Below are 25576 nucleotides of genomic sequence, written 5' to 3'. Positions count from 1 at the left end.
GATCACCCAAATAGCCGGATGGCTGTTCATGATGACTCTTACCTCGTAAGCGTTAGCTTAAATCTTTTAGCTCGTCTTTCCTCCCTCATCCACGGTACTTAAGAAGCCAATAATATCTCCATATAATTGATCTTTATCTTCACCCTTCAGAGCATGCCCAGATCGCGCGTACTCCTTCACGGTTAAGTGAGAACACAGCTGTTTATAATGGTCCAGATCCGAATCGGTTACTAACGACCCTTCTAATTGCCCTCTGGCAACCAACACCGGAATATGAAGTGGATGATCCAATTGGATTTGAGATGAATCACGATGAATCCCCCATACCGCTGTTTCTCGTATATTTTCCGTACGTTTATAAGGAATTAAGTAATTATCGATATAATCAACTGCCCATTCAGCAGTCATCGCTCGATGTTCAGCCGGATAATCTCCAATCATTAAAGAACGGACATTCTCTTCATGCATCTGCGTATAGCCCAAGGCATACGAGACACCTCGAGAATAAGCGAACAGATGAAAGGAAGTCACACCAGCATGTTTCACAACGGCTTCAAGATCAGCTATATGATTGGTCAGATCATAACCATTCTCAGGCGTATCGCTTTTCCCTCTGCCCCGGAAAGATAAGACGATACTCCTTCTAGGCGCTACCGTCTGCACAAGATCCAGGTACTCTTCTGCCGTCTCAGATAATCCTGGGCAGATCACAAGCGGAAGCAGCTTCGCGTCACTCTGTTCTCCTGAGTCATAATAATGAATCTGTACCTCACCATTTGAAGCATACTGTTCCTTAATCATAGGATCCCCCCTGACTTGTCGAAAAATGGCTTTATTATACCATTCTATCCTCACATTTGATACGCATTTTGTTGGAATATATTGCATTTTGTAAGATTAGCAAGTATGGTAAATGATGACAAAAGTTTGGGTTGAAGGTGAGTGAGATGCGATCAACTATATGGTTGGTATCGGGCATTGTTCTAATAATTATTTGCTCCGTTTACCAGATTCAAGAGGTTTCTGACAAGACAGAACCGAAACCGAATATTACTAGTGTTAAGGAATGGGATTATCAATGGTTAAATTCTCAAGATGAGACATTCTCCTCAGCTTGGGCAGCCGATGCCAGTCCGACTAATTGGCAGCATGCCGACAAGAGTCACCCGATGCCTAAGCGTGATAACAATGCCGATGCGCTGGTGCTTCGGATATCACTCTCCGATATGGAATGGAATACGCCAGGTATATGGCTGAAACGCGTCTATGGCACCGCCGTAAGCGTATCAATCGATCAGCAGCCCACTCCCATTTATCAAGTTGCACGAACCTATAGTTACGATGTGAATTATATGCTTCTTCCACTAGAGAATACAGCCGATAATAACAAACTGATTGTTTTACTTCGATTATCTGATGAGCGTCAATCATTAGAACCTGAAATTATAGTTGGCGATTATTATCAGATGCTGCCTGAATACGAGAGATATGGACTGATCGAATTAATCTTTGGCGGTTCTTTTATGTTCATCGCGTTAATCATGATGACTTGCCTGTTCTTTTTGAAACGTGAGCAGATCGTGTTATGGATGTCTCTTTGTCTCATCATCCTCTGCCTAGGCGAGATTATTCTTGCTTACTCACCCGCGTTATACCATCATTTCCAAACGCATGGAGAGCCTTTTCTGGCCTTATTTGATTTAGCGTTGTTTTTACTTACACCTGCTGTTGCTGTCTTCTTCGAAAATGTCCTTGGACAGGGTATTTATGGCATGCTGAGGAAATTCAGAATCGCATTGATGCCGGTCACAGTCATTGTGATCGTGCTGTGGGCGCTTGGCAAAACCATCTTTCCTGGCATCAGCATCAGTATGCTTCAAGTTGTGCCTCTTACGGTTTGTGTGTCCATACAGATTGTCATATTGACCATTCATGCGATCTGGTACGCGTGGAAGGGAAATCGTGATGCCATCTTGATCTCTGTTGGCTATTCCATCTTTTCCATTATTTCAATTACCGAAATTGTCAATTATTTCAAAGACGAAACCTATCACCTTATTTACTGGAAATGGGGTTTATTACCCTTCCTGCTCTCACTGATTGCAGTAATGGGAAGGCAATTCTCTCGTAATCATGATCGGTTAGTGAAGTATTCCCAAGAACAGGAGATGTTCAATCGGGAAATTCAACGCTCAGAGAAAATGGAGCTCATCAGCCATCTGGCTGCCTCCATTGCTCATGAGATTCGTAATCCGCTGCAGGTTACACGAGGCTTCATCCAATTGGTTGGAGAGAAAGCAGTAGATAAAGACCGCCAGTTTCTGAATGTGGCCGTACAGGAGCTGGACCGCGCATCCAGTATTATTACCGAGTTCCTGACTTTCGCCAAACCAGAGCTGGAAGACGTCAAGACATTGAATATTTCAGAAGAGTTGTATCAAATACAAGACATTCTAACCCCTCTTGCAGCCATGCAAAGCGCACGGCTTGATCTTTTAACTGAATCAGATCTATTCGTCATGGGAAGTGCCGAGAAATTCAAACAAGCGATTATCAATATAATCAAAAACAGTCTTGAAGCGATCGCAAAGGATGATGGCTCGGTAGCCGTTCATGCGAGAAATGATCAGAACACGATCATCATTCGTATCACAGATAATGGCGAAGGCATCGATCCGGAAAAACTGGACAAGCTTGGAGAGCCCTATTTCTCCAGCAAATCCAAAGGTACCGGTCTTGGGCTGATGGTCACTTTCCGTATTATTGAGGCTATGAAAGGTACGATTCGTTTCAACAGTACAAAAGGCATCGGAACAGAAGCGATTATCCGGCTGCCTGCAAGCGAAAGCCCTGTACCGTTAAAAACAGAATAAACAAGTAAAGAGGCGGTCCTAATTTCTTAGGACTGCCTCTTTGCCTACTTGCTCTATATGATCTCCTATCCGATCTATATCATTTATCTCTATAAGTACTGCTCCTGCAGGAATACAGTTGTCCTGCAACCTATATCCCGGCCAGGTGACTACTGCCGTAACACCTGACAACTCCGCTAATAACCGCTCATCCTCTTCCCGCCTGACGATTACAAGCTTAGGGTATGATTCCATTTTAAATCCTTCAACCAGAACAAATGCATCATGTGGCGCTTCCGCGATCAATTCTTCCAGTGAGGATGATTTTTCTTTTACAATGGCGGTCCGCTCACCTGAAGTAATGGCCGACCATACAGCGCCAGATGCACGGTGTCTTGCTGTATCTACTCCAGCAGGCTCCGCCTCAAATTGATGACCGTCATGTTTAATCGTCGCAACCTTCCTATTTCGAGAGGACAAATAATCGATCAGTCGGCACATTAGGGTTGTTTTGCCTGTATTTTTGTAACCCGTAATTTGATAGACGGCAGCTGCCAATACCTACACCCCCTTTCCCGCAAGTTGCGCATTCTGATACTCGTCAGGTGTATTTATGTTATCAACGAAGTTGAGATGGATACCAGCAGCAGCAAATGGCTCTTCCGTAACTCGGACATACGAAATACGTTTCAGAAACCCTTTCATGCTGTAGTCGCCGTCCAATAAACATTGCTGGGCCTGCTCCGCACATTCCGCACGATAAACAGCCTGAAGGGGATGAAGTCTGCCGTTAATCTCTGGGACAGCCGCCATACTCCCGCTTCGCTCCATGTAATCAACAAGCAAAGCAGCAGCCTTCTCGGAGACAAACGGCATATCACAAGCAGATACCCAAAGGGCTGAATGACGGCTATATTGGAAGGCGGTAACAAGAGCGGCAAGCGGTCCCTGACCTGGCGAAGTATCGATTACAGTTACCAGCTTTAGGTCAGACAACCGCTTTGCCTGCTCTTCAGATGCTGCAACAGCTGTTATATTGCTGCATAGCAGCTGCATTTTCTCCCGCACTCGTTCGATCATAAGCTGCTCGCCGACCGGAAGAAGCGCCTTCATGCTGCCGCCCATTCGTCTGCTTTGTCCCCCAGCCAGAATAATCCCGTCAAGCCCGTTCATTCCACTTTCACCTTCTTTGTACTCACAGCTGTCTCTTGTAAATACTCAGCAAGCGGCTGAACACGTACCGCACTTGATTTGAAATCAGGCATCCTGCAGTTCGGATCAAGCAAAGCATTCGTAACCCGGTTTACATTCTGGGCATCGCCCCAATGCATAGGAATAAATAAAGTATCCTCCCGAATCGCTGAACTTAGCTTTGTACGAACGATAACGGTACCTCGGATCGACTGTACGCTGGCTAAAGCTCCGTCTTCCAACCTGTGCTTTTCAGCCGTATTTGGATGGATCTCCAATATATTTTCCACCTCACGTGCTGCTAGAACTGGACTTCTACGGGTTTGAACCCCTGTTAAATAATGCGATAACATCCGGCCATTGGTCAGATAGAGCGGATATTCATCATTTGGCTGCTCGGCAGGTGATTCGCTCTCCACACTCTGGAATACAGCTAATCCATCCTTATGGGCAAAAGCTTCTCCGAATAACCGAGGCGTCCCCGGATGGTCTAATGAAGGGCAAGGCCAATAAATGCCTTCTTCCTTACGCAGCCGGTCATACGTAATGCCATAGTAGTCCGCAATGCCGCCACGGCTCGCAACCCGCAGCTCATTGAAAATATCTTCGGAATCCCGGAACGTAAAGAACTTCTCTTTTCCAAGCGAATAAGCGATGTCACATAGAACCTGCCAGTCATGTCGTGCTTCACCAGGAGCGGGACGTCCTGCCTGCCGGAGCAATACACGCCCTTCCAGGTTCGTCATCGTGCCTTCATTCTCGAGATACGCGCTGACCGGAAGTACAATATCCGCAAGCCTCGCCGTCTCGGATAAGAACATATCCGCCACTACAAGAAAATCAACCTTTTCGAAAGCTTCTTCTACTAATGTTGCATTTGGATTTGAGACAATCGGATTAGAACCCATAATAAACAACCCTTTAATATCGCCGGAATGAACGAGCTCCATCATTTCATACGCCGAAACGCCTTTACCAGGCAGCTCCTCCGGCTGAATCCCCCACACTCCAGCGATATAAGCGCGGTCATCAGCATTTTCAATCAGACGATAGCCCGGAAGCTGATCCGCCTTCTGCCCATGCTCCCTGCCTCCTTGACCGTTTCCTTGACCGGTTACCGCCCCATAGCCGCAGCCTTCTTTGCCGATTTTCCCCGTAGCAAGAATCATATTGAGAAAATTCCTTACCGCCATATGTCCGTCCGCATGCTGCTCGACACCCCGCGCTGTGAAGATCATTCCCGTTGCTGCCTTGCCAAAAGCAATCGCCGCCTTGCGGATCCTGTCCATGCCAACGCCTGTCATCTCCGCAACTTCCTCGAGATCAACCTGATATAGATGCTCTTTCACTGCTGAGAAACCTTTCGTTCTCTTCTGGATAAAAGATTCATCCGTCAGCTTCTCATCCAGAATAACCTTCAGCATCCCATTCACCAGTGCGGCATCCATACCCGGCTTCACCTGCAGATGAATATCTGCAATGGAGGCAGTGGCAGAAGCCCTTGGATCAATTACAATAATCGTTGCCCCATTTTCCTTCGCTCTTGTAAAATATGGCATCAGCGTCGGCTGGCATTCCGCAATATTCGTACCTGCGAGAATGATGCATTGTGCATGAGGGATATCGGAAAGCCGATTCGTTAATCCGCGGTCAATGCCGAAGGTCTTCACGCCTGCCGAGGCGGCTGCTGACATGCAGAACCTGCCATTATAATCGATATATTTGGTCTTCAGAGCAACTCGAGCAAACTTGCCAAGCAAATAGGCGGATTCATTCGTGAGCGATCCGCCGCCGTACAGCCCTACCGCATTCAATCCATATTGAGATTGAAGCTCCGTGAATCGAATGCTGATGGCTGACAACGCTTCTTCCCAGGATACACGCTTTAGCTCGCCTTGAAGTCGCATCATCGGATATAACAGCCTCTCCCGGCTTACTGCATGCTGATGAGCATTCATCCCTTTTACACACAGTCTGCCTTCCGATGCTTTATTCGGAATAGCTGTTACTTGATAAGTCGGGCGGCGGCCCGACCGGTCCTCTACCACTTCCATCTTGCATTGCACGCTGCAGAAAGGACACTGCGTCTCCATTACTTTTTTTGCATCCTCCGCCGAGAACGTCATCGTATCTATTTGCCGCTCCATGCCATCTCCATCCTTTCTGCTTCCTGCCAGCGTTCCGACAGCTCTTCTTGCGTTTCCAAATCTAGCAGCTTTTCACGAAGAGGCAGAAGGCCTATTCGATCAAGCCATTTCCAAGGACGTTCCCCATAATAAGCAGATTCCCGATACCATTGCATACAGGCAGCAGCCAATTGCCGAGCATTTGTTTCCTCTGCTTCCACCGCAAGCAGCTGCGCTTGCTTCACCGGATGCTCCGCATGCCCTCCAACGTATACTTCCCAGCCGGCAGGAACAGCAGAAAGAGAGAAATCACGAACCAGTACATCGGAAGGCTCCAGATAATTAGAGGAGATTTCAACACGTACAGGATAAGGCAGTCTAACCGCATTCCGATCACTCTCATTGACTAATCCCAAGTAATAAGGAATAGCTGCACGGCATACCTGGCAGCCTTCTGATCGATTCCAGTCTAAATCTGCTCTGACATGAGCCGCATTTATATAAGCATTAGCTATAATGGCTTCTTTTACTTGCTCATGACCAAGCGTTGTACAGCTGCAGATCGGAATAACGGTCTTGACTCCTCCTGCACCAGACAATACACAATTAAGCACTGCTCCAACCATCGGTTTACAACCGCCACATGAACCTGAGGCCTTCGTTTTATCCCTGATTTGTTCAACAGTCTGCAGATTATCTTCTCCGATTGCCAGAACGATGGCCCCCTTACTCACCCCGTTACAGGAGCAGATCGTTTCATGATCCGCCATTGCCATTACAGCGCCATCCATCCCGCCGGCACCTGGGCTCTCAGCCTTCTCAAGAAGGACTTCGGCAGCTGCTCTCTTTTTCAATAGATCAAGCAGCTTCATTCCTTCCGTACTATCACCATACAAGACAGCCCCCGCTATCTTACCTTCCTTAACAGTAACCTTCTTGTAAGTGCCTTGAAGACCGTTGTATTGCTGGAGCGCTACTTGGACCTCACTGCCTTGAATATCGCCAGCCGAGAACACATCTACACCGGATACCTTCAACATGGAATAAGGAATAGAACCCTTGTAGGGAGCCGTATCTACACCTGTAAGCGTCCGCGCCAGCACCTTGCCTTGTTCATAGAGCGGTGCGACTAGTCCATACACGGTGTCGTCATGCTCTGCGCATTCCCCAACCGCATAGATATGAGGAACACTGGTCCTCATATAATCATCAACGACAACTGCACGATTCGTCTTAATTCCGCTATTTGCCGCAACAGCTATATTAGGGCTGATACCAACTGCAAGGACGATCAGATCCGCAATAAGCTTAGTACCGTCGCTGAATTGCAGACCTTCCGCCCGCTTCCGACCGATAATTTTCTCCGTCCGTTTCTCCATCCAGAAGCGCATGCCCTGACCCATAAGTTCCCGCTTCAGCATATCCGCAGACATGGTGTCCAGCTGCCTGTTCATCAAGTAGGACGCATTATGGACGACATGTACTTCCATACCCAAATTAAGCAGTCCGCGCGCAGCCTCAAGACCAAGGAGCCCCCCGCCGATAACAGCTGCCCTGCGATAGGATTCCGAAGCCTCCATCATCGTCTCGCAATCTTTAATATTACGGAAAGCCGTTACACCCGATTTTTGAATACCCGGTATAGAAGGAATAAATGCCGATGAGCCAGTTGCAAGAATAAGTTCGTCATAGGAAACTTCTTTCCCCGATTCCAAATGAATCTTTTTGCTGCCGGTATTAATTCGCACAGCCTTCTCGCTCAGAAGCAGCCGAATTCCCCGTTCCTTGTACCAGCTGAAATCATTAATTGTAATATCTGTAATGGAGGTGTCTCCCTGAAGCACTTTGGACAACATGATCCGATTGTAGTTCGGATGAGGCTCATCTCCAATGATTGTTATTTCGAAAGCATCAGGCGATAACCGGTAAATCTCCTCTACGCATCTCACGCCAGCCATTCCATTGCCGATTACCGCAAGTTTCCTCTTCATCACAACGTCAATCCTCCGTTTGCCATATGCGTTAGTAATAGAAAGGAGATCGTCTCGCCCTTCGCCGCGCCTCTCCCGCCTGCCGGAATAACCGCGATTGCATTCGCCTCCGCAAAGGCTGCAATATTGCCTGATTTGTCATTAGGCAGAGGAGTAAGCCGCCAAACGCCAAGCTCCATTGAAGCAATCGAACGGATATATCGCGGATAAGGGCATGGCTTGCCGATCGAGTCCTCGAGCCGTCCTTTCTGCCATTGATTGCGGTAACTCTTCATCCCCTTTATCCATTGAATGGTTGGCTTAACCAATAGCTCCAGAGCGGAGTAACAAGCCGATGGATTCCCCGACAGACCAAACAGTAGGCTGCCTTCTTTTTTAAAGGCCGAAGTTGGTGTACCTGGTCTCATTAGCACCTTCGTAAATAGAGGTTCATAGCCTGCGCGTGCAGCTGCTCTCTCTACATAATCATGATCCCCCACCGAAATACCGCCGGTTGTGATGACAAGATCAGCCTGCTCAGCAGCCTTTTCAATTTCCCTCGTAAGAATGGCTGGATGATCTGGAACCGGCTTTCTGCGGGTCACTTCGACGCCTAGCTGCTTCAGAAAGGCATAAACAACTAGGCCATTAGAGTCATAGATGTGATCTGGAGACAGAGGTGTTCCCGGTTCTTGCAATTCATCTCCTACCGGCAGAACGACTACCCGAGGTTTAGCAAAAACAAGGGCTTCACCTTGTCCGTAGGAAGCAAGCACCGCCATTTCTTTTGCACCAATCGTTGTCCCCTTCACGAGAATCTGCTTGCCTGGAGCGAGATCCTCTCCGGCTTCTGCGATATGTCTGCCGCTTGGATGGTGCCGGTCTATCCCTATCCATAATGGCTTGCCATCTTCACCCTTAATTGGTGTAACAACCTCCTGCATAACTACGGTATCGTAGCGATGCGGCACTGGCGCACCAGTAAAAATACGAACGGCATCAATATCATCTATTAATCTGCTGCCTGTACATTCCTCCACAAAGTTCCGGGATGCACCGGCTTTGATTTCAGCAATGACACGAAGCATAACTTCACTGCCAGGACCAGCACCTAAAGTTGTGTGCGAACGGATCGCATATCCATCCATCGCCGCGCGTCTGAATGGAGGCATTGGGAAGGGGGTGAAGAAATTTTCTGCCAGCACCCTGCCAACACATTCCTCCAAAGGCAGCTTTTCCGTTCGACCATGGGACATTCCCTTACACAAATGACCAATCGCTTCTTCTATAGATACAACAAGCTGCTGCTTCTGCAAGGTAGTCATAACTGGCACTTCCTCTCCACTGCTCAAAATGAACACAAAAAGCCCGTTCCCTATCGAAAATTCGAAATGGGGAAGCGGGCTTCTTTGCCGGGTTGACAGCACATCGTTGTGCTGCACATTTGTTTTGAGCATACTGGAAGACAGCTCACATGTCAATATAAGTGACGTAAAATAGTCGGAAAACCATCATTTTTTCAGAAGTTACGAAATTTGGTGTTAAGTTTATTGACATGAGTTTGGAGATTCCCCTATAATTCGAATTGGGTTCACAATGATGTGACCGTACGATCCGGTGGGTACAATGTTGTACCGCCTTCGGCAAAGAGGCCGCTAACTGTCCACAAGGGCAGCTTGCGGCCTCTTTTTATTTCAATTCGTGATTGTTAGAGATGGTTGGAAGCAGACCCTCGCCCCGGAACGCGTGTCTGCCATACCCAAAAAAAAATAGTTGGAGGGATTTGGATATGAGTAACCCTACGTCTTTTTGGAAGAGCGGCCATAAGCCTTCTTTATTTAGTGCATTTATGTATTTCGATATCAGCTTTATGATTTGGGTGCTTATCGGTCCGCTTAGCGTTGTTATTATGGGAGATTACGAAATGACGGCGGTTCAAAAAGCGAACCTCGTCGCCCTGCCGGTGCTCGGGGGCTCGATTCTACGTTTGGTATTTGGTTTCCTTACTGATTATATAGGACCAAAGAGAACGGGACAGCTTGGTATGCTCCTCACCATGGTCCCTCTCATCTGGGGTTGGAAATTTGTCAGTTCCCTTGGTGATCTTCATATCGTTGCCCTTATGCTTGGCGTTGCAGGTGCATCCTTTGCAGCAGCACTGCCGCTTGCAAGCCGCTGGTATCCCCCGCAGTATCAAGGTCTTGCAATGGGTATTGCCGGAGCGGGCAACAGCGGAACGGTCTTCTCTACATTGTTCGCCAATCGTATTGCTCAGCATTATGGCAGCTGGGAAGTGGTCTTTGGTCTTGCGCTTATCCCGATCGCTATTGCCTTTATCGTCTTCACCATCTTTGCCAAAGACAGCCCTAATCAACCTGCTCCGAAAAAGCTGTCCCATTACGCAAAAGTGTTGAAGCAGCGGGATACTTGGTTGTTCTGCATTATGTATAGCGTGACCTTTGGCGGCTTTGTTGGTCTTTCTAACTATTTGACGATTTTCTTCAACACCCAATACGGATTGTCAGCTGTCAAAGCTGCCGATTTCACTACTCTCTGCGTTATTGCAGGCAGCTTCTTCCGCCCGATAGGCGGCTATTTATCCGATAAAATTGGCGGTATTAAGGTACTTATGATCTTGTATACCGGAGCTGCCGTCATGCTTGCCTCCATTTCAAGCATGCCGCCGCTGTACCTCGTGATCGGCATGTTATTTATCGGCATGATGTGCCTTGGCGCGGGTAACGGTTCCGTATTCCAGCTTGTACCTCAGCGGTTTGGCGATGATATCGGCCTCGTAACCGGTATCGTTGGTGCGGCAGGCGGTATTGGCGGATATGCACTTCCGCTGATTTTAGGCAATCTGTATCAATCAACCGGCTCCTACACGCCAGGCTTCCTAATCTTATGCGGCATAGCTATCTTGAGCGTTGTCATGTTAGCTATTGCACAGCTTGATTGGAAGAAGACATGGATCGGGGACGGCGGCAAAGCACGAAGCATGTAACGATAATGTCACTCCTCTTCGATGAAAAATCTATTCATCAAGGTTATAATACGAAGATGAATGAATTATTGCAGAGGAGAGTTGCATCACATGCAGTTTATTGATAATAACAACATTACTGATCCAGCGATTAATTTGGCGCTTGAGGAATATATTTTGCGGTCACTTCCGGGCGATGAGTATTTGCTCTTCTATATTAATGAGCCGTCCATTATTATAGGCAAGAATCAGAATACTGTAGAAGAAATTAACGCGGACTATGTGAAGGAGAATGGCATCCATATCGTAAGGAGGCTGTCTGGCGGTGGTGCGGTCTATCATGACCTTGGCAACCTAAGCTTCAGCTTCATTATGAAAGATGACGGCAAGTCATTCCATAACTTCAAGAAGTTCACCGAGCCTGTTGTGCGGGCATTACGAAGCCTTGGTGTTGACGCTGAGCTGTCAGGACGCAATGACCTTCAGGTCGGTGAGCGAAAAATATCCGGTAATGCCCAGTTTGCTACCAAAGGTAAAATGTTCAGCCACGGAACTCTCCTATTCGATTCGGAGATTGAGAATGTCGTCTCCGCACTGAAGGTCAATGCGGAGAAATACGTCTCCAAAGCAACCAAATCGATCCGCAGCCGCGTAGCGAATATTACGGAGTTTCTGAATGAACCGATGACAATCCAGGAGCTGCGGCAATATTTGCTCGCCTCCATCTTCGAAGGAGAATCGGAGATCCCGGTTTACAAGCTGACCGAGCAGGACTGGGATAATGTCCGGAAGCTTGCCGACGAGCGCTACCGCAGCTGGGAATGGAATTATGGCCGTTCTCCGGCCTTTAATGTGCGTCAGACGAAACGTATTGAAGGCGCAGGCACATACGACGTCCGTCTTCAAGTGGAAGAAGGTAAAATCGTGGATGCAGCCGTCTTCGGAGATTTCTTCGGCAGAGGCGAGACTAGCGAGGTAACTGAAAAGCTGATTGGCACACGTTATGATGCGCAGTCGCTTGGCAAGCTGCTGGATGAGATCGATGTGAATTTCTACTTTGGTCCAGTAACGAAGGAACAGCTGTTGTCATTGATGTTGTAGAAATGTTAATAAATACGAAGAGGGGCTGTCCCATAGCCCCTCTTTTTCATTTAGTACGTTGAGATGCAACGATAAGCCCCTGCCAGGGTCTTATGATGACTAATTTCATTTAACGCTCACCCAATAAGGCCCCCACAGGGTCTTATTGGAGCTCCGAGTGCTCAAAAGCAGCCTTATTTCTTCCATATTAAGAAAATAAGACCCTCACAGGGTCTTATGATGACTCATCTCACTTAACTTTCACCCAATAAGACCCCCGCAGGGTCTTATTGCACCTTAAGTTAGTCTTACCAGAGTACTATACTGCAGAAGGCGCAACGTATCAGCCACACCACTCCGTTATCCGTTCCCCTCGCCCCCACCTACTCATTGCCCAGCACAACCTGCAGTCCCGACCAGAATACCCGGACTGCAAAATAAACAAACAGAACCGCTGAGAGCAGAGAGATCACTCTCACGAACTTGGCGCCAAGTGCTTTGCCAGCCCTGCTGCTGATGAAGGCCATGCCAAGCGACCATAACAAGCCTGCCGTGAAGAAGCCTGCTATAAATACCGCAATTGCATAACGGCTGCTTCCGTGCATCTCTGCTACAATCGGCCCCGCCGAGGCAACGAACCATAGCATAATGGTCGGCGAAGATAAAGCCGTTCCTAAGCCAAACAGGAAGTCAGACAGATATCTCCTTCGCTTATGCCCAGTTTCCCCGCTGCCCTCTCTGACATTCCAATCGATCATTTTTGGATGAACAGACTCTCTCGCCATTTTATAAGCTAGCAGAAGCAGTACCGCCGTCCCCGCAATCCATAGAACCCAACGGACAACCGTAATTTCCAGAACAAAACTAAAGCCTACAAGCGCAAGTGCAAGATACGTTAAGTCCCCAAAACATGAACCAAAACCGATCATAAATGACGGCTTAAAGCCGCGTTCAACACCGGTTTTAATAATGGCGACATTCACCATGCCCAGATCAAAGCATAAAGATAAAGAAAATAAAAAGCCTTGTACAAAAGAAAGCCATAAAGCCATACTACCGTTCACGCATCCTACTTCTTAGATTTAACCCGATACCAATACTCATATTGCGTCTCAAAACCAAACTTGTCATACAACCGATTCGCAGGCTTGTTTTCCTGAACAACCAATAAATAAGCGTCAGTCGCCCCATTCTGCTTACCCCAATGAAGGATCTGAAGCACTAACTGATAGCCAAACCCCTGATTACGGAACTGCTGTGAAGTTACAATATCGTACAGCCCAATATACCCTTGTTCAACAACGCCAATCCCGCAGGCAGCAGGAGTACCATCCTCCGAATATACCGTAACGAAACATTTGATAGGCGGCATACTATTGAGCAATTTCACCGCTGTTTCTCTATGCGCATCAGAGAGCGGCATCATTTGCGTAAATTCTTCAAACCAACGCTCATTCATATGGTCATCAATCTGACAGTGATCACCTGCTGGTACAGGCAGCTCCAATAAGGAGGCCGTCTTTACATACACAGGCTCCACAATCCGGTATCCCTGTTCCTCTAATAAAGAATCTAGATGACTAGGACTTGCGAATGGTGTTATTTTGAAGACAAAATCTAATCCAAGTACCGAATAAATCTGCTCGCAATAACGGATTTTCCCCTCGGCATCGCCATGACTTTCATACAGCGGCATAACGCAATTGGATCGTTTCGTATAACCATTCGCATACCGCAGCAGCCAGCCGTCATAGACGGATGTCTGAAGGGATGGCCAAGCGTTTAAACTCAGCTCCTCTAACTTCCTATATAAAGGATTGTCCAAATCTATTCTCCTCCCCCTTACCAAAGACTATATAAGATGAAACCGCTCGAGCTGTGCCAACTGATTCTCCCTAAGCAAGATTTCACGCTGTTTAGGCCCAAGCAGATCAAAATGAGGAAATAAATCACGTCTATGTATATACTTCGGATTGAGACCATTCCTTAGACACCACTCTGCCAGCTTATCCAGATCAGAGCAGCCTACCTTCGTCACAGTCTTCATACCTGGAAATCGCGGGTCAACCCAATAATGCGTCAGGAACGCAATCTCCCCGCGGGCGACCGCTTCCTTCCATGCCGTCATTTCAGCCCTGGAAATACCGAATGCCATGGCATTGCTCCTTTACTTACGTATAAATATGCTTAACTCTTCCGACCTGGCCATCTGTCAGACGCACCTTAATGCCGTGAGGGTGATTTGGTGAATTTGTAAGCAAGTCCTTAACAATTCCACGCGTCAGCTTACCTGTCCGCTGATCCTGCTTTAGAACGATATCGACCTCCAGCCCCGGCTTAACCGAAGCTCTCTGTGTACCATTTGTCACTGTTGATCATTCCTTCATTCGCATGTATGCTTAATAGTTTATGACGCACAGCATAGCATATGTAGCTGAAAGATGCACTTCCAAGGCACAACTGTTATACTAAACGTTAAACGAGATCGATGAAATGAGGAACATTTACAAATGTCAAACGAATTTAGTGCAATGGGTATTATCCCGGAGATAACAGATATTCTGCAATCAGACGGTATTACAACCCCTACGCCTGTACAAAAGAAAGCAATCCCTGTCCTCCTGTCCGGACAAGATGTCATTGCCCAGGCTCAGACAGGAACAGGAAAAACGATAGCATTCGCTCTGCCAATCCTGCAGAAAATCGATATTACTAAAGATCAGGTACAAGCCCTTATTCTTACTCCAACACGTGAATTGGCAATCCAGATCACTAGCGAGCTGAAAAAGCTGGTACCTGCTGTAGGCGCCAAAGTTCTTGCCGCGTATGGCGGACAAGATGTTGACGCACAAATCCGCAAATTGAATAACGCACCACATATCGTTGTTGCAACGCCTGGTCGTCTGATTGACCATATGAGACGTGAAACGATCAACCTGGGCAAGCTGAAAATGCTCGTACTGGATGAAGCCGATCAAATGCTGCATATGGGCTTCCTTCCTGAAGTACAAAGCATTGTTGAACAGACACCTCGTGCTCGTCAAACGATGCTCTTCTCTGCTACAATGCCGGATGCGATTAAACGTCTTGCAGAAAATTATATGAAGGTACCTGTTGATATCAAAATTCAAAGCGCAAACGTAACTTTGGACAATATCAAACAGCTTGTTGTAGAGACGACTGACCGCGGACGGCAAAAAGCACTAATTTCCATGATCGAATCACAGCGCCCTTACCTGGCTGTTATTTTCTGCCGGACGAAGGTTCGCGCGAAAAAACTAAACAAGGATCTTCAAGATCATGGCTTTGAATCAGATGAGCTTCACGGGGATCTTACACAAGCTAAACGTGAGCAAGTCATGAAACGTTTCCGCGATGCGAAGCTTCAAATTCTTGTCGCAACAGACGTTGCAGCACGTGGGCTTGATGTGGAAGGCGTTACCCATGTCTTTAACTTTGATGTTCCAACGGATTCCGAAATTTATATTCACCGTATTGGCCGTACTGGCCGTGCTGGACAACGCGGAACTGCAATAACCATTGCATCGCCTTATGATCGCGGAGCGGTTGCCCATATCGAGCGCAGTATCAATGCTGTACTTGAGCGCCGCACTGTGGAAGCGGACGGCACAATTGTGAAGGTTACTACACCACGTCCTAGCAGCGAAGGTAAAAGCTATGACAGAGGCGGCAAGCCGGAACGCGGAGGACGCGGTCGCGGTGGTCGTGATTCAAAACCAGCGCAAGGCGGACGCAGCGGCAGAGGCGATCGTAATGAACGCGGTGGCAGTGCAGGCCGTTCACAAGCAGGCGGACGCGGCAAGCCGGAACGTGCTGCGGTAGCCAGCAACACAGAAAGCAATCCGTGGGAAGTTGGCAGCAATGAACGCGGCGGGAAAGGCGAACGTGAATCTAGTGGACGCGGCGGCAGAGATGCTCGTGGTGCTAACCGTGGTGGCGGTACACGTACTCAAGGCGGTTCAGAACGCGGCAATTCGCGCGGGCCATCAACTGGCGGCAGCAGAGGAGAGCGGTCTCAAGATGGCGCAGCACGCGGCAATACGCGCGGCGCTTCTACTGGCGGCAGATGGGAAGGCCGGCCAAGCAGCAATAAAGATTCGCGCGGGCCATCAAGCAGCGCACCACGTGGCGGACGAGATTCGCGCGGCGGCAGCAACAACGGTAACAGAGGCGGGACGCGTGGCGGTTCATCGCGTGGTCCAAGCTCTGGCGGTCGTAACAGATAAGAATAAAGGAGTTGCAGTACATTGAAGAACGTGCAGCTGCCGGAAGCTTATGTCCGGCAAATGCAGGCTCTTCTCGGAAGGGAAGAAGCCGAGCGGTTTCTTGACAGTTACAACGATGCCCGTGCTTTCGGGCTGCGGATTAATCCATTGAAATGTCGACAACTAATCGGGGACAATGCGGCTGCTGCTCTTAAGCAGCCGTTTCATTTGGAACCAGTACCTTGGTGCAAGACAGGCTATTATTATGAGGAATCTACAAGACCGGGCAAGCACCCTTATCACACTGCTGGCCTTTATTATATTCAGGAGCCATCAGCTATGTCTGCTGCTGAGCTGTTAGACGCCCAGCCAGGCGAGACAATACTAGACTTCGCTGCAGCTCCGGGCGGCAAGACGACTCAAATTGCTGGCAGTATGAACGGCGAAGGATTACTTATTGCAAACGAAATCCATCCTGCAAGAGCTAAGATTCTTAGCGAAAATGTAGAGCGGCTGGGCATTCGCAACGCCGTTGTTACAAATGCTGCGCCACAAGAATTGTCCAAACGCTTCCCTGCCTTCTTCGACCGAATTATGTTAGACTCTCCCTGTTCTGGAGAAGGTATGTTCCGTAAGGATGAACTCGCTATTACGGAATGGTCGGAAGAGCATGTCACCTATTGTGCCGCGCGCTCTGCAGATATATTAGAGCATGCAGCCATCATGCTGAAGCCAGGCGGCGTGCTTGTCTATTCTACTTGTACGTTTAACCGTTCTGAGAATGAAGATACGATTGAACAATTCATTGTGTCTCATCCCTCCTTCCACGTCGAACAGATCGAGCGGCTGTGGCCGCATCAGGTTCGTGGAGAAGGTCATTTTGTAGCCCGGCTCCGCAAAGCTGCGGATGAGGATCTGCTGAAAGTCGGCCACATCGACGAACCTGACCTCCGCAGCAGCAAAAACAAACGGCGTGAGCGCGATAAGCGTTCAGCAAGGCAAGCAAAGCCGCTCACAGCTGAGCTTGCCTTGTGGAGCAGCTTTGCCGAGCAGGCATTACCGGGATTCACTTTAGGCGCAGGGGAGCCTATTCGCTTCGGTGATGCCCTCTACTGGCTGCCACATCAATCCAATGGCAGCTTTGGCGCTGCTGATCTTGACGGCCTCAAGGTCGCACGGCCTGGTCTGCACCTCGGCGACATCCGTAAGAACCGGCTGGAGCCCGCGCATGCGCTTGCTCTCGCCGTACAGTCGGAGGAGGCAGCCTGGGTACAGAACTATCCGCCTGATTCACCTGAGATTGCCGCTTATCTGCGCGGGGAGACCCTTCCTGCCATTGGAGATGTAAACGGCTGGGGTCTTGTTGCCGTTGATGGTTTGCCGCTTGGCTGGGCTAAAGCAAGCAGCGGTCAGTTGAAAAATCACCTGCCGAAAGGGCTTCGCCGCTTCAGCTAATAGAGCGGCGATTGTCAGGGATCCTCCTCCCTGCCGTGCAGATCAAGCTTTCCTCATTAGGTGATTACCCAATTATGAATGTACCGTGATAAGCGTCCATTCGAATCAGGGCAAATCACATACAATACTGTATACCGAACGGAAGGGCGATTGTACTCGAGTGACAGAGGCCCTCCAGCGGAATACAACTACAAGGAGGAATTAGCATGTCTGGCGTATATGGAGGCGGCGTCAATACGGTAGGTTTCATCCTTGTCCTTTTCATTCTTCTGGTAATCATCGTTAGAGGACTTCATCATTGGTAATAATACCAAACCTACCACATGAAGAAGGGGCAGCCTAAATGGTCTTATGACCAGGGGCTGCCCCTTCTTTCGTTATGTTTAGCTCCAAGCGAACTCACGTAAGGCATGCGCAACGCCGTCTTCAGCATTTGAACGCGCTACAGCATCTGCTGCTTCTTTTACCCCGTCAGGTGAATTGCCCATCGCAATTCCGCATCCGGCGTACTCTAGCATGGAGATATCGTTAAAATAATTACCGATCGCCAGAATCCGGCTCCGGTCAATCCCTTGACTAAGAGCAAACTGCTGCAGGGCTCTGCCTTTGCTTGCCTCCGGATGATGGACGTCGATAAAGAAGTCTCCGCTGCGAATGGTCAACAGCGATGGCGGCCATTGCTCCCAATCTTTCTGCACGCGGTCCATCTCTTCCTTGTCACCAAATATCGTAAACTTCACAAGCCCTTCAGGCAGCTGTGTCCCACGCTCCAGAATGGACGGTGCAGCATGGAACTTGCTGTACATATCCTCAAGCTCAGGTGTCATCGATTCCACCATCATACTGAAGGCTGTATTTAAGTCAAAGTGAACATGGTTCGTCCGGCAATAGGCCAGAAACGGCTCAAGCTGCTGCGGTGCAATCTCATATTGATGAATGATTGTTCTTGTGTCTGAATTAATTGTCGCTCCGCCGTTATGCGTAATTATGACTCCGTTAAGTCCCAGCTCCTCCAGAACCGGAAATACACTTACAGGAGCACGGCCGGTGCATAACACAATACCCGCTCCGCGTTCAGCCGCTTCCCGCACAGCCTCACGCGTCTTGCTTGTCAATTGGTGGTCATCCGTTAATAACGTACCATCCACATCAAGTGCAATCAAATCATACTGCAGTGTCATTTCCCCACTCCTATCTCTATATTTACTCCGATGCCCGGTGAGCCCGCAAAAGCGCAAGCTCCTCGTCCGTTAATTCACGGTATGTTCCTTCCTCAAGATCCGTATCTAGTTCAAGTGGTCCCATCGATACTCTCTTTAAGTATACGACTTTTTTGCCTACTGACTCGAACATCCGCTTCACTTGATGGAACTTACCTTCCATTATCGTAAGGGATATAACCGAAGTAACGCCACCCTCATCATGGTCTTTTTTCAAAATCTTCAAATTTGACGGCATCGTCACATATCCATCATCCAGTATCACGCCTGTCTTGAACTGCTCCTGATCTTTCTCGCCGACATCCCCTTGCACTACAGCTTCATAAGTCTTCGGGACATGCTTGCGCGGGGACAGGAGCTCATGAGCCAACTGCCCGTCATTTGTCAGCAGCAGCAGACCAACCGTATCCTTATCCAGTCTTCCAACAGGAAAGGGCTCCATGATTTGATCTTCAGGCTCAAGTAAATCGATAACCGTCTGCTCCCGCTTATCCTCTGTTGCCGAAATAACACCGGGAGGCTTATTCATCATCAAATAGATGACTTCCCGGTACATCACCCGTTCTCCGTCATAGGCAACTTCGTCCAGCTCCGGATCAACCAGGAGTCCGCTATCCTTGACGACTTTGCCTGAAACCGTCACTATTCCCTGCTTCACCAGCTTCTTGATCTCGCTGCGCGTCCCATAACCTGTATGAGATAATAGTTTGTCCAAACGCATCTTTTTCGCCATCTTACATCCACCTCCAGCCAGCTGGCAGCTCATTCTTCAGCATACCGTCTGTCGAATATTTGCCCCATCCGATCGGGTAACCATCCGTGCATACTAAGGCATATCCTTTCAAAGGTTGAGGCGTCTTGCCCTCCCTTTGTGCAATCGTTAACTGACCCGCTTCTACAAACAGGGTCTCGCCCTTCAAATAACGTATAACGTTAGGATCATCCGACTGCATATTAATCGAACGCACTGCTTCAGATTGGCGCAGTCCCAAGGCAAGCGCTTGTGACGGCTCGAACTTATTACGCCCCGCGTCCCCAACGTACCAGCCAGCACGGACGACACGCAGCCCGTCCAAAGAAGGCAAGGAAGCTGGCTGAAGATAAACTCTTGAGCCAAAGCATTGAACGGTTCCCGTGGCTTCGAAAGCATCTGACAACTCCCGCTCCACAAAATCAAGCCACATCGCTGACGGATCTATCGTCTCTGTTTGACCACGGCCTGTATGACGTCCATTATTACGCTCAGGCGCTTTGTTCAGCTTACCAACATCCTTCGCCCCTTGAGCACCACGTTTCTCGGCTGCGCGCAAAGTAGCTCCCGCATTGCCCTTTGGATGCTTCTTACGCGTCTCTTTCTGAGCTTCGATATCAGGAGAAATAGCAGCTGCCTCGTCAGACTCCTTGCGTCTCAGCACTGCCGCATAATGCCCTTCCCCTTCAATATGATGGGGCCAGAGTCTAACCGTACCAGAAAGAGAGGCTAAGCGCGCAGGTGCGAGTTCGCGCCCTGCTTCGCCCGCCCAATCAGGCTGTCCATTCTTCCAGCCGTAAAGAGGTTCCACTTGTACGACTTCAAAGTCTGGCAGCTCGGCAAGCAGCTCGGCGATTTGTGATTCATTCTCCTCAGGAGAGAACGTACAAGTCGAATAGACAAGTATGCCGCCAGGGGCAAGCATAGCAGCCGCATCACGTAAAATATGCCGCTGCATAGTTGAGCAGCGTTCAATAGAATGCTTCTCCCACTCTGCGATCATTGACTCGTCCTTGCGGAACATGCCTTCACCTGAACATGGGGCATCTACGAGAATACGGTCGAACCATTGCCCGAATGCTGGAGCAAGTGCTGAGGGCTCCTCATTGAGAATGACCGCGTTGCGAACACCGGCAAGCTCGATATTTTTCGCTAATGCCTTCGTCCGTTCTTTTGCATTATCATTGCTGACTAGAACACCGCTGCCTTGCAGCTTTGCCGCGATTTGAGTGGACTTGCCGCCAGGCGCCGCGCACAGATCCAGCACCTTCTGCCCTGGTTGAACATCCAGCAATTCCACAGGAGCCATCGCACTTGGCTCTTGAATATAGTAAAGACCGGCATGATAATGCGGATGCTTGCCTGGTCTTGCACCTTCTTCATAATAGTAGCCATCTTCTACCCAAGGTATTGGACGGATAGCATCTCCCAGTGGAGATATCGCTTTCCATGCTTCACCGTTAAGCTTTAACCGATTTACGCGAATCCCGTACAAGCGCGGGTCATCATAAGAAGAGATAAAACGATCATATTCTTCTCCAAGCAGTGATTTCATCTTTGTTGTAAAAGCAATCGGCAAATAGCCTGACATCTGGTCATCCCCTTGCAAGCAGCTTAAACGCTCTTTGAAATATAACTTCGAGTATACTCCAATGCTCCTTGAATTCAAAGATGAATTCATGATTTAGCTATCCGCAGCCCTTTATTCATCATTTGTGATGAATATGTGAAATTAATCACAACCCCTTGTCAAATTCGAATATCTCGCATATGATAAAAGCAACAAAAGGATTGTGAATTAAATCACATAACAAGTTGCATTCTATATCATCCCTTTTTATCGGAAGCCGCCACCACCAACCAACCCTACTCTTCATCCCCTAATATGGTCTGCTTCCTTTTTTGCAACGATGTTTGTGAATTATTTCACAGGAAATTGAGGAGGAATTTTCTATGAAGATCGCTGTTATTGGTTGCACACATGCAGGTACCGCCGCTGTTACTCAAATGGCTAAGCTTTATCCCGAAGCACAAATTACGGTATACGAACGCAATGACAATGTATCGTTCCTCTCGTGCGGCATTGCCCTCCATGTCGGCGGCGTCGTACAAGATGTGAATAAGCTGTTCTACGCATCGCCCGAGCAGTTAACCGCAATGGGAGTTAAGATGAACTTGCGCCATGATGTCCTGGAAGTCCATACAGAAGCCAAGACTATTCTGGCACGTAATCTCGAAACGAATGAGGAACAACTTGACGAGTACGATAAGCTTGTCGTGACGACTGGATCGTGGCCGATTATTCCGAAGCTTAAAGGTATGGAGCTGGACAATATCCTGCTGTGCAAAAACTACAACCACGCGCAGACCATCATAGAAAAAGCGAAGCACGCCAAACGAATCACCGTTATTGGTGCAGGCTATATCGGCATCGAGCTTGTTGAAGCGTTCGAGCAGCTTGGCAAGCAGGTCACACTAATTGATAATATGGACCGAATCCTGTTCAAATATCTTGATCGTGAATTTACAGATGCCATTGAGGGAGAACTGCAGCAGCGTGGTATTGAACTCAAGCTTGCTCAAACCGTGACTGGCTTCCTCGGCGAAGATGGTCAAGTTGCCAAAGTCGTAACAACAGCTGGGGAGTATGAGACGGATCTGGTCGTCTTATGCATCGGTTTCCGGCCTAATACGGATCTGTTAAGAGGCCAGGTCGACATGCTGCCTAACGGAGCCATTATCGTAGATGAGTATATGCGTACCAGCCATCCTGATGTATTCGCAGCCGGTGACAGCTGCGCCGTCTATTACAATCCGACGCATAAACATGCTTACATTCCTCTGGCAACAAACGCCGTACGAATGGGAACATTAGTCGCCCGCAACCTGATAGAGCCAACTGTCCGTTATATGGGCACACAAGGTACTTCGGGTATTAAAATATATGACAGCAACATCGCATCGACAGGATTAACTGAGCTTGCTGCACTTGATGCAGGCATGAATGTGAAAACTGTCACAATCGAGGACAACGACCGCCCTGAGTTTATGCCAACCTACGAGAAAGTGCAGCTCAAAGTAGTCTATGAAGCAAATACAGGCCGAATTGTCGGAGCTCAAGTCATGTCGAAGGATGATTTAACTCAGGCCATTAATACGATGTCGGTCTGCATCCAGAACAGCATGACGATGAATGAACTTACCTTCGTCGACTTCTTCTTCCAGCCGCATTACAACAAACCATGGAACCTTCTCAATCAAGCCGGATTACAGGCGATGTAAGTAAGTCAGGTTAACAAAAAAACTTGCGAGAGCTGCCTTTTACGGAGCTTTCGCAAGTTTTTGTTTTGTATGGCTTATTCCTCTACAAATTGAATGCCATCCGGAGAAAGAACAGAGATTCTGGCAAGCGAATCAACTCGGTATCCCGCTTCCTTCAACCGATCCGCACCATTCTGGAATGACTTCTCAATGACAATTCCAATCCCGGCAACACTAGCTCCAGCTGTCTCAATGATTCTAGCCATACCAAAAGCCGCTTCACCATAGGCAAGAAAATCATCAATGATCAACACGCGTTCCCCTGATGATAAGAATTTGCGTGAAATGGCTACCTCGCTCTTCACCTGCTTCGTGAAGGAATAGACCTCCTCAACATACAGATCATCACGAAGTGTCAGCGACTTCTGCTTCCGCGCGAATACAAGCGGTACCTGAAGGGCAAGAGCTGTCATGACTGCCGGCGCGATGCCGGACGATTCCAGCGTCAACACTTTCGTTATCCCTTCGCCTTCATATGCAGCAGCAAAACATTGGCCGATCTCCCACATTAACTGAGCATCCACCTGATGATTCAGGAAGGAATCGACCTTCAGTACTGTATCACTGAGTACGATCCCTTCCTCACGAATTTTATCCTGCAAAGCTTTCATAACCTCATAAACCCTCCTGCTCAAATCTTATATATTGAGACTACTCGGAAATCAGGAAGTTCGCAAGACTCCTCATTTATTTTAATGAGCAGCTGCTGTAGAAGCCGGCAATTCTTTCCGTGAACGAAGGAAGTAGGCAGCAAACATAACGGCAGCAAAGCCAACCAAATAAACCATCAGAATGCCCGTGTTGCTCCAGTACATATCCCAGTTGCTTGTTGAAATCACACTCTTCATACCGCGCAGCACATACGTCATCGGCAGACATTGACCAATCGCCTGTATCCATTGCGGTGCCAGCTCCATTGGGAAGGTTCCGCCGCTGCTTGCCAGCTGCGTAACCACTAGGGCAATAGCGACAAGCTTACCAAGCGTACCAAAGATGGAGACAAGCATTAGTATAAGTGTAGTGAATGTACATGCCGTAACTAATGTAAACAAGTAGAATTTCGGTACACTTTGAACCTCTAGACCAATGGCATAGAGAATAATCAAGTCAAGTACAATCGTTTGAAGCAAAGCGACGAGATAAAATAGGCTGATTCTGCCCCAAAACTTCTGCCATGCCGAACGTACTTGCCCCTCTTGGAAATGAATGATATTGGACGCCATCAAAGATCCTACTAATAAACCTAAGGCAAGAAAATAAGGAGCTGATCCGGCAGCATAGGTCTTAACCGTATTTAAATCATTCTGCTCCAGTTGAATCGGCTGAGCATACATATCGAGCTCTGCATCACTGACTTCAATACTCGCTGTTGATTGCGCGGCATCAGACAGCTTATCCGTTAATTGCTTGGAACCATCTACCAGTCGGATTACACCGCCAAGCAGTTCCTCGGAGCCGTTGTTCAACTGCTGAGCACCTCCAGCCAGCTGGCTGATGCCTCCCTGCAGCTTATCGATTCCTAGACTATAGCTGTGCAGTCCTTCATTCAACTGTGAGCTTCCGGCTGCTAGCTTACTGCTGCCTGTATAAGCTTCAGAGATTCCTCTCAAGACAGCCGTCTGACCCGCGGCGAGCTTTGCTCCAGATTGTTGTGCTGCCGCACCGGGCTGCTCTAGCTCCTGCACGGACTTGCCGACATTGTCCGCAACTTGAACCAGCTTCTCACTGTCGTTAACAATTGCTGCAAACGATGAATCATCCTTCAATTCCGGATGCTTCGCCAAATAAGTTTGGAGCTGCGACTGTAAGCTTGAAGCTGTTCCATTCATGTCAGATGCACCTTTAGAAGCTGTTTTCGCAGCTTTGGCCCATTCCACCATATCCTTTTGCCAGTTGCTTAGTTCGGTAGTCAGCTGTTCCCCGGATGCATTCAATTTTCCTAGGTTATCTGTCAAAGCAGCCGTTCCTGATACCAAACCATCTGCTCCGCTGCTAAGCTGGTCGATTCCTTGCTTAAGTGGTTTACTGCTGTTGCTTAACTTCATTACACCGCCAGCAAGTGATTCGATTCCATTATGCAGCTTACTTACGCCGTCCTGTGCTGTCTCGGTTCCTTCCGTTAAGTGCAAAGCACCGCTGCTTGCTGTGGAGAACCCATCCGCCATTTGTTGCATTTTTCCATATACCGTCTTGGTGTAGCTCTTGATCAAATTTTGGCTTACTTCTGCTTTCAATTCCTTCAGTACATTACTGCCAATTTGTCCCGATACATAATTGTTCCCCGGGTTCGTCATGAATACTAACTCAGCAGGCTTGGGATTCTGATGCTAGACTAAAAAGTAGACACGGAGAACCGAGAATGGGATAGAATAAAAATTATCTTAATTCGAGGTGTTCCAAC

General features: G+C 48.3%; 22 protein-coding genes. 7 read left to right on the top strand and 15 right to left on the bottom strand.

Features of this window, described 5'->3' with window-relative positions; translation table 11 throughout:
* Positions 1 to 66 precede the first annotated feature (66 nt).
* On the bottom strand, positions 67 to 801 hold the full coding sequence (locus FHS17_RS00250; RefSeq protein ID WP_167272263.1) for an alpha/beta fold hydrolase: 735 nt from the start codon (positions 799 to 801) through the stop codon (positions 67 to 69).
* A gap of 146 nt (positions 802 to 947) precedes the next feature.
* Here FHS17_RS00250 and FHS17_RS00245 point away from each other — a divergent pair, with 146 nt between their 5' ends.
* Positions 948 to 2873 carry a sensor histidine kinase gene (locus FHS17_RS00245; RefSeq protein WP_167272260.1) on the top strand — a complete coding sequence of 642 codons (1926 nt, stop codon included), beginning with the start codon at positions 948 to 950 and terminating at the stop codon, positions 2871 to 2873.
* A gap of 18 nt (positions 2874 to 2891) precedes the next feature.
* On the opposite strand, the gene mobB is transcribed toward FHS17_RS00245, so the two are convergent.
* Genes mobB through FHS17_RS00220 form a run of 5 tightly spaced genes read right to left on the bottom strand, consistent with a single transcriptional unit; the run spans position 2892 to position 9464 of the window.
* The gene (gene mobB / locus FHS17_RS00240) at positions 2892 to 3410 is read right to left on the bottom strand and encodes a molybdopterin-guanine dinucleotide biosynthesis protein B (RefSeq protein WP_167272256.1); all 519 of its coding nucleotides are present in this window, start codon (positions 3408 to 3410) and stop codon (positions 2892 to 2894) included.
* A 3-nt stretch (positions 3411 to 3413) separates the two neighbouring features.
* A complete protein-coding gene (gene mobA, locus FHS17_RS00235) occupies positions 3414 to 4025 on the bottom strand; it encodes a molybdenum cofactor guanylyltransferase (protein ID WP_167272253.1) in 612 nt (203 codons plus the stop codon).
* Entirely contained in the window at positions 4022 to 6190 is a 2169-nt protein-coding gene (gene nasC, locus FHS17_RS00230) for an assimilatory nitrate reductase catalytic subunit NasC (protein ID WP_167272249.1), read from the bottom strand. The genes mobA and nasC overlap by 4 nt, the downstream gene beginning before the upstream one ends.
* Positions 6175 to 8160, bottom strand: a complete 1986-nt coding sequence (nirB, locus tag FHS17_RS00225; RefSeq protein ID WP_167276231.1) for a nitrite reductase large subunit NirB — start codon at positions 8158 to 8160, stop codon at positions 6175 to 6177. The genes nasC and nirB overlap by 16 nt, the downstream gene beginning before the upstream one ends.
* Positions 8160 to 9464 carry a molybdopterin molybdotransferase MoeA gene (locus tag FHS17_RS00220; protein WP_167272246.1) on the bottom strand — a complete coding sequence of 435 codons (1305 nt, stop codon included), beginning with the start codon at positions 9462 to 9464 and terminating at the stop codon, positions 8160 to 8162. The genes nirB and FHS17_RS00220 overlap by 1 nt, the downstream gene beginning before the upstream one ends.
* Before the next feature lie 464 nt (positions 9465 to 9928).
* Between FHS17_RS00220 and FHS17_RS00215 the strand changes: the two genes are divergently transcribed.
* Positions 9929 to 11143 carry a nitrate/nitrite transporter gene (locus tag FHS17_RS00215; protein ID WP_167272243.1) on the top strand — a complete coding sequence of 405 codons (1215 nt, stop codon included), beginning with the start codon at positions 9929 to 9931 and terminating at the stop codon, positions 11141 to 11143.
* 90 nt (positions 11144 to 11233) lie between these two features.
* The gene (gene lplA / locus FHS17_RS00210) at positions 11234 to 12223 is read left to right on the top strand and encodes a lipoate--protein ligase (protein ID WP_167272240.1); all 990 of its coding nucleotides are present in this window, start codon (positions 11234 to 11236) and stop codon (positions 12221 to 12223) included.
* 362 nt (positions 12224 to 12585) lie between these two features.
* On the opposite strand, the gene FHS17_RS00205 is transcribed toward lplA, so the two are convergent.
* From FHS17_RS00205 to FHS17_RS00190, 4 genes are read right to left on the bottom strand one after another with little or no spacing between them, the layout of a single operon-like run.
* Positions 12586 to 13254: a LysE family translocator gene (locus tag FHS17_RS00205; RefSeq protein ID WP_167272237.1), complete on the bottom strand. Its 669-nt coding sequence runs from the start codon at positions 13252 to 13254 to the stop codon at positions 12586 to 12588.
* 17 nt (positions 13255 to 13271) lie between these two features.
* On the bottom strand, positions 13272 to 14027 hold the full coding sequence (locus FHS17_RS00200) for a GNAT family N-acetyltransferase (RefSeq protein WP_167272234.1): 756 nt from the start codon (positions 14025 to 14027) through the stop codon (positions 13272 to 13274).
* Between the two features lie 27 nt (positions 14028 to 14054).
* Positions 14055 to 14357 (bottom strand): hypothetical protein, encoded by a 303-nt coding sequence (locus FHS17_RS00195; RefSeq protein ID WP_167272231.1) that lies wholly within the window; start codon positions 14355 to 14357, stop codon positions 14055 to 14057.
* 16 nt (positions 14358 to 14373) lie between these two features.
* Positions 14374 to 14571 carry a YwbE family protein gene (locus FHS17_RS00190; protein ID WP_167272225.1) on the bottom strand — a complete coding sequence of 66 codons (198 nt, stop codon included), beginning with the start codon at positions 14569 to 14571 and terminating at the stop codon, positions 14374 to 14376.
* A 141-nt stretch (positions 14572 to 14712) separates the two neighbouring features.
* Here FHS17_RS00190 and FHS17_RS00185 point away from each other — a divergent pair, with 141 nt between their 5' ends.
* From FHS17_RS00185 to FHS17_RS00175, 3 genes are all read left to right on the top strand, one after another.
* On the top strand, positions 14713 to 16449 hold the full coding sequence (locus FHS17_RS00185) for a DEAD/DEAH box helicase (protein ID WP_167272219.1): 1737 nt from the start codon (positions 14713 to 14715) through the stop codon (positions 16447 to 16449).
* Between the two features lie 21 nt (positions 16450 to 16470).
* The gene (locus FHS17_RS00180; protein ID WP_167272214.1) at positions 16471 to 17883 is read left to right on the top strand and encodes an RsmF rRNA methyltransferase first C-terminal domain-containing protein; all 1413 of its coding nucleotides are present in this window, start codon (positions 16471 to 16473) and stop codon (positions 17881 to 17883) included.
* Between the two features lie 206 nt (positions 17884 to 18089).
* Positions 18090 to 18188, top strand: a complete 99-nt coding sequence (locus tag FHS17_RS00175) for a dihydroorotate dehydrogenase (protein WP_167272209.1) — start codon at positions 18090 to 18092, stop codon at positions 18186 to 18188.
* 78 nt (positions 18189 to 18266) lie between these two features.
* Here the strand turns inward: FHS17_RS00175 and FHS17_RS00170 are convergent, their stop codons facing one another.
* Genes FHS17_RS00170 through FHS17_RS00160 form a run of 3 tightly spaced genes read right to left on the bottom strand, consistent with a single transcriptional unit; the run spans position 18267 to position 21445 of the window.
* Positions 18267 to 19064: a Cof-type HAD-IIB family hydrolase gene (locus tag FHS17_RS00170; protein ID WP_208420182.1), complete on the bottom strand. Its 798-nt coding sequence runs from the start codon at positions 19062 to 19064 to the stop codon at positions 18267 to 18269.
* Positions 19065 to 19086: 22 nt separating this feature from the next.
* A complete protein-coding gene (locus tag FHS17_RS00165; protein WP_167272205.1) occupies positions 19087 to 19836 on the bottom strand; it encodes a pseudouridine synthase in 750 nt (249 codons plus the stop codon).
* Between the two features lies 1 nt (position 19837).
* Entirely contained in the window at positions 19838 to 21445 is a 1608-nt protein-coding gene (locus tag FHS17_RS00160) for an RsmB/NOP family class I SAM-dependent RNA methyltransferase (RefSeq protein ID WP_167272202.1), read from the bottom strand.
* A 362-nt stretch (positions 21446 to 21807) separates the two neighbouring features.
* Between FHS17_RS00160 and FHS17_RS00155 the strand changes: the two genes are divergently transcribed.
* Positions 21808 to 23136, top strand: a complete 1329-nt coding sequence (locus FHS17_RS00155) for an FAD-dependent oxidoreductase (RefSeq protein WP_167272195.1) — start codon at positions 21808 to 21810, stop codon at positions 23134 to 23136.
* 74 nt (positions 23137 to 23210) lie between these two features.
* Here the strand turns inward: FHS17_RS00155 and FHS17_RS00150 are convergent, their stop codons facing one another.
* On the bottom strand, positions 23211 to 23786 hold the full coding sequence (locus FHS17_RS00150) for a xanthine phosphoribosyltransferase (RefSeq protein ID WP_167272187.1): 576 nt from the start codon (positions 23784 to 23786) through the stop codon (positions 23211 to 23213).
* An 81-nt stretch (positions 23787 to 23867) separates the two neighbouring features.
* Positions 23868 to 25469 carry a YhgE/Pip family protein gene (locus tag FHS17_RS00145; protein ID WP_167272180.1) on the bottom strand — a complete coding sequence of 534 codons (1602 nt, stop codon included), beginning with the start codon at positions 25467 to 25469 and terminating at the stop codon, positions 23868 to 23870.
* Positions 25470 to 25576: the final 107 nt, after the last annotated feature.

Origin of the sequence: Paenibacillus lupini, from assembly GCF_011761355.1 — a bacterium.
Taxonomy (GTDB): Bacteria; Bacillota; Bacilli; order Paenibacillales; family Paenibacillaceae; genus Pristimantibacillus; species Pristimantibacillus lupini.
This window is presented reverse-complemented; position numbering and strand designations above follow the sequence as displayed.

Excerpts from the sequence above, each read along its gene's own strand:
- FHS17_RS00250 (WP_167272263.1), bottom strand. The coding sequence starts at position 801 with ATGATTAAGGAACAGTATGCTTCAAATGGTGAGGTACAGATTCATTAT.
- FHS17_RS00245 (WP_167272260.1), top strand. The coding sequence starts at position 948 with ATGCGATCAACTATATGGTTGGTATCGGGCATTGTTCTAATAATTATT.
- mobA (WP_167272253.1), bottom strand. The coding sequence starts at position 4,025 with ATGAACGGGCTTGACGGGATTATTCTGGCTGGGGGACAAAGCAGACGA.
- nasC (WP_167272249.1), bottom strand. The coding sequence starts at position 6,190 with ATGGAGCGGCAAATAGATACGATGACGTTCTCGGCGGAGGATGCAAAA.
- nirB (WP_167276231.1), bottom strand. The coding sequence starts at position 8,160 with ATGAAGAGGAAACTTGCGGTAATCGGCAATGGAATGGCTGGCGTGAGA.
- FHS17_RS00220 (WP_167272246.1), bottom strand. The coding sequence starts at position 9,464 with ATGACTACCTTGCAGAAGCAGCAGCTTGTTGTATCTATAGAAGAAGCG.
- FHS17_RS00215 (WP_167272243.1), top strand. The coding sequence starts at position 9,929 with ATGAGTAACCCTACGTCTTTTTGGAAGAGCGGCCATAAGCCTTCTTTA.
- lplA (WP_167272240.1), top strand. The coding sequence starts at position 11,234 with ATGCAGTTTATTGATAATAACAACATTACTGATCCAGCGATTAATTTG.
- FHS17_RS00205 (WP_167272237.1), bottom strand. The coding sequence starts at position 13,254 with ATGGCTTTATGGCTTTCTTTTGTACAAGGCTTTTTATTTTCTTTATCT.
- FHS17_RS00195 (WP_167272231.1), bottom strand. The coding sequence starts at position 14,357 with ATGGCATTCGGTATTTCCAGGGCTGAAATGACGGCATGGAAGGAAGCG.
- FHS17_RS00185 (WP_167272219.1), top strand. The coding sequence starts at position 14,713 with ATGTCAAACGAATTTAGTGCAATGGGTATTATCCCGGAGATAACAGAT.
- FHS17_RS00175 (WP_167272209.1), top strand. The coding sequence starts at position 18,090 with ATGTCTGGCGTATATGGAGGCGGCGTCAATACGGTAGGTTTCATCCTT.
- FHS17_RS00170 (WP_208420182.1), bottom strand. The coding sequence starts at position 19,064 with ATGACACTGCAGTATGATTTGATTGCACTTGATGTGGATGGTACGTTA.
- FHS17_RS00165 (WP_167272205.1), bottom strand. The coding sequence starts at position 19,836 with ATGGCGAAAAAGATGCGTTTGGACAAACTATTATCTCATACAGGTTAT.
- FHS17_RS00160 (WP_167272202.1), bottom strand. The coding sequence starts at position 21,445 with ATGTCAGGCTATTTGCCGATTGCTTTTACAACAAAGATGAAATCACTG.
- FHS17_RS00155 (WP_167272195.1), top strand. The coding sequence starts at position 21,808 with ATGAAGATCGCTGTTATTGGTTGCACACATGCAGGTACCGCCGCTGTT.
- FHS17_RS00150 (WP_167272187.1), bottom strand. The coding sequence starts at position 23,786 with ATGAAAGCTTTGCAGGATAAAATTCGTGAGGAAGGGATCGTACTCAGT.
- FHS17_RS00145 (WP_167272180.1), bottom strand. The coding sequence starts at position 25,469 with ATGACGAACCCGGGGAACAATTATGTATCGGGACAAATTGGCAGTAAT.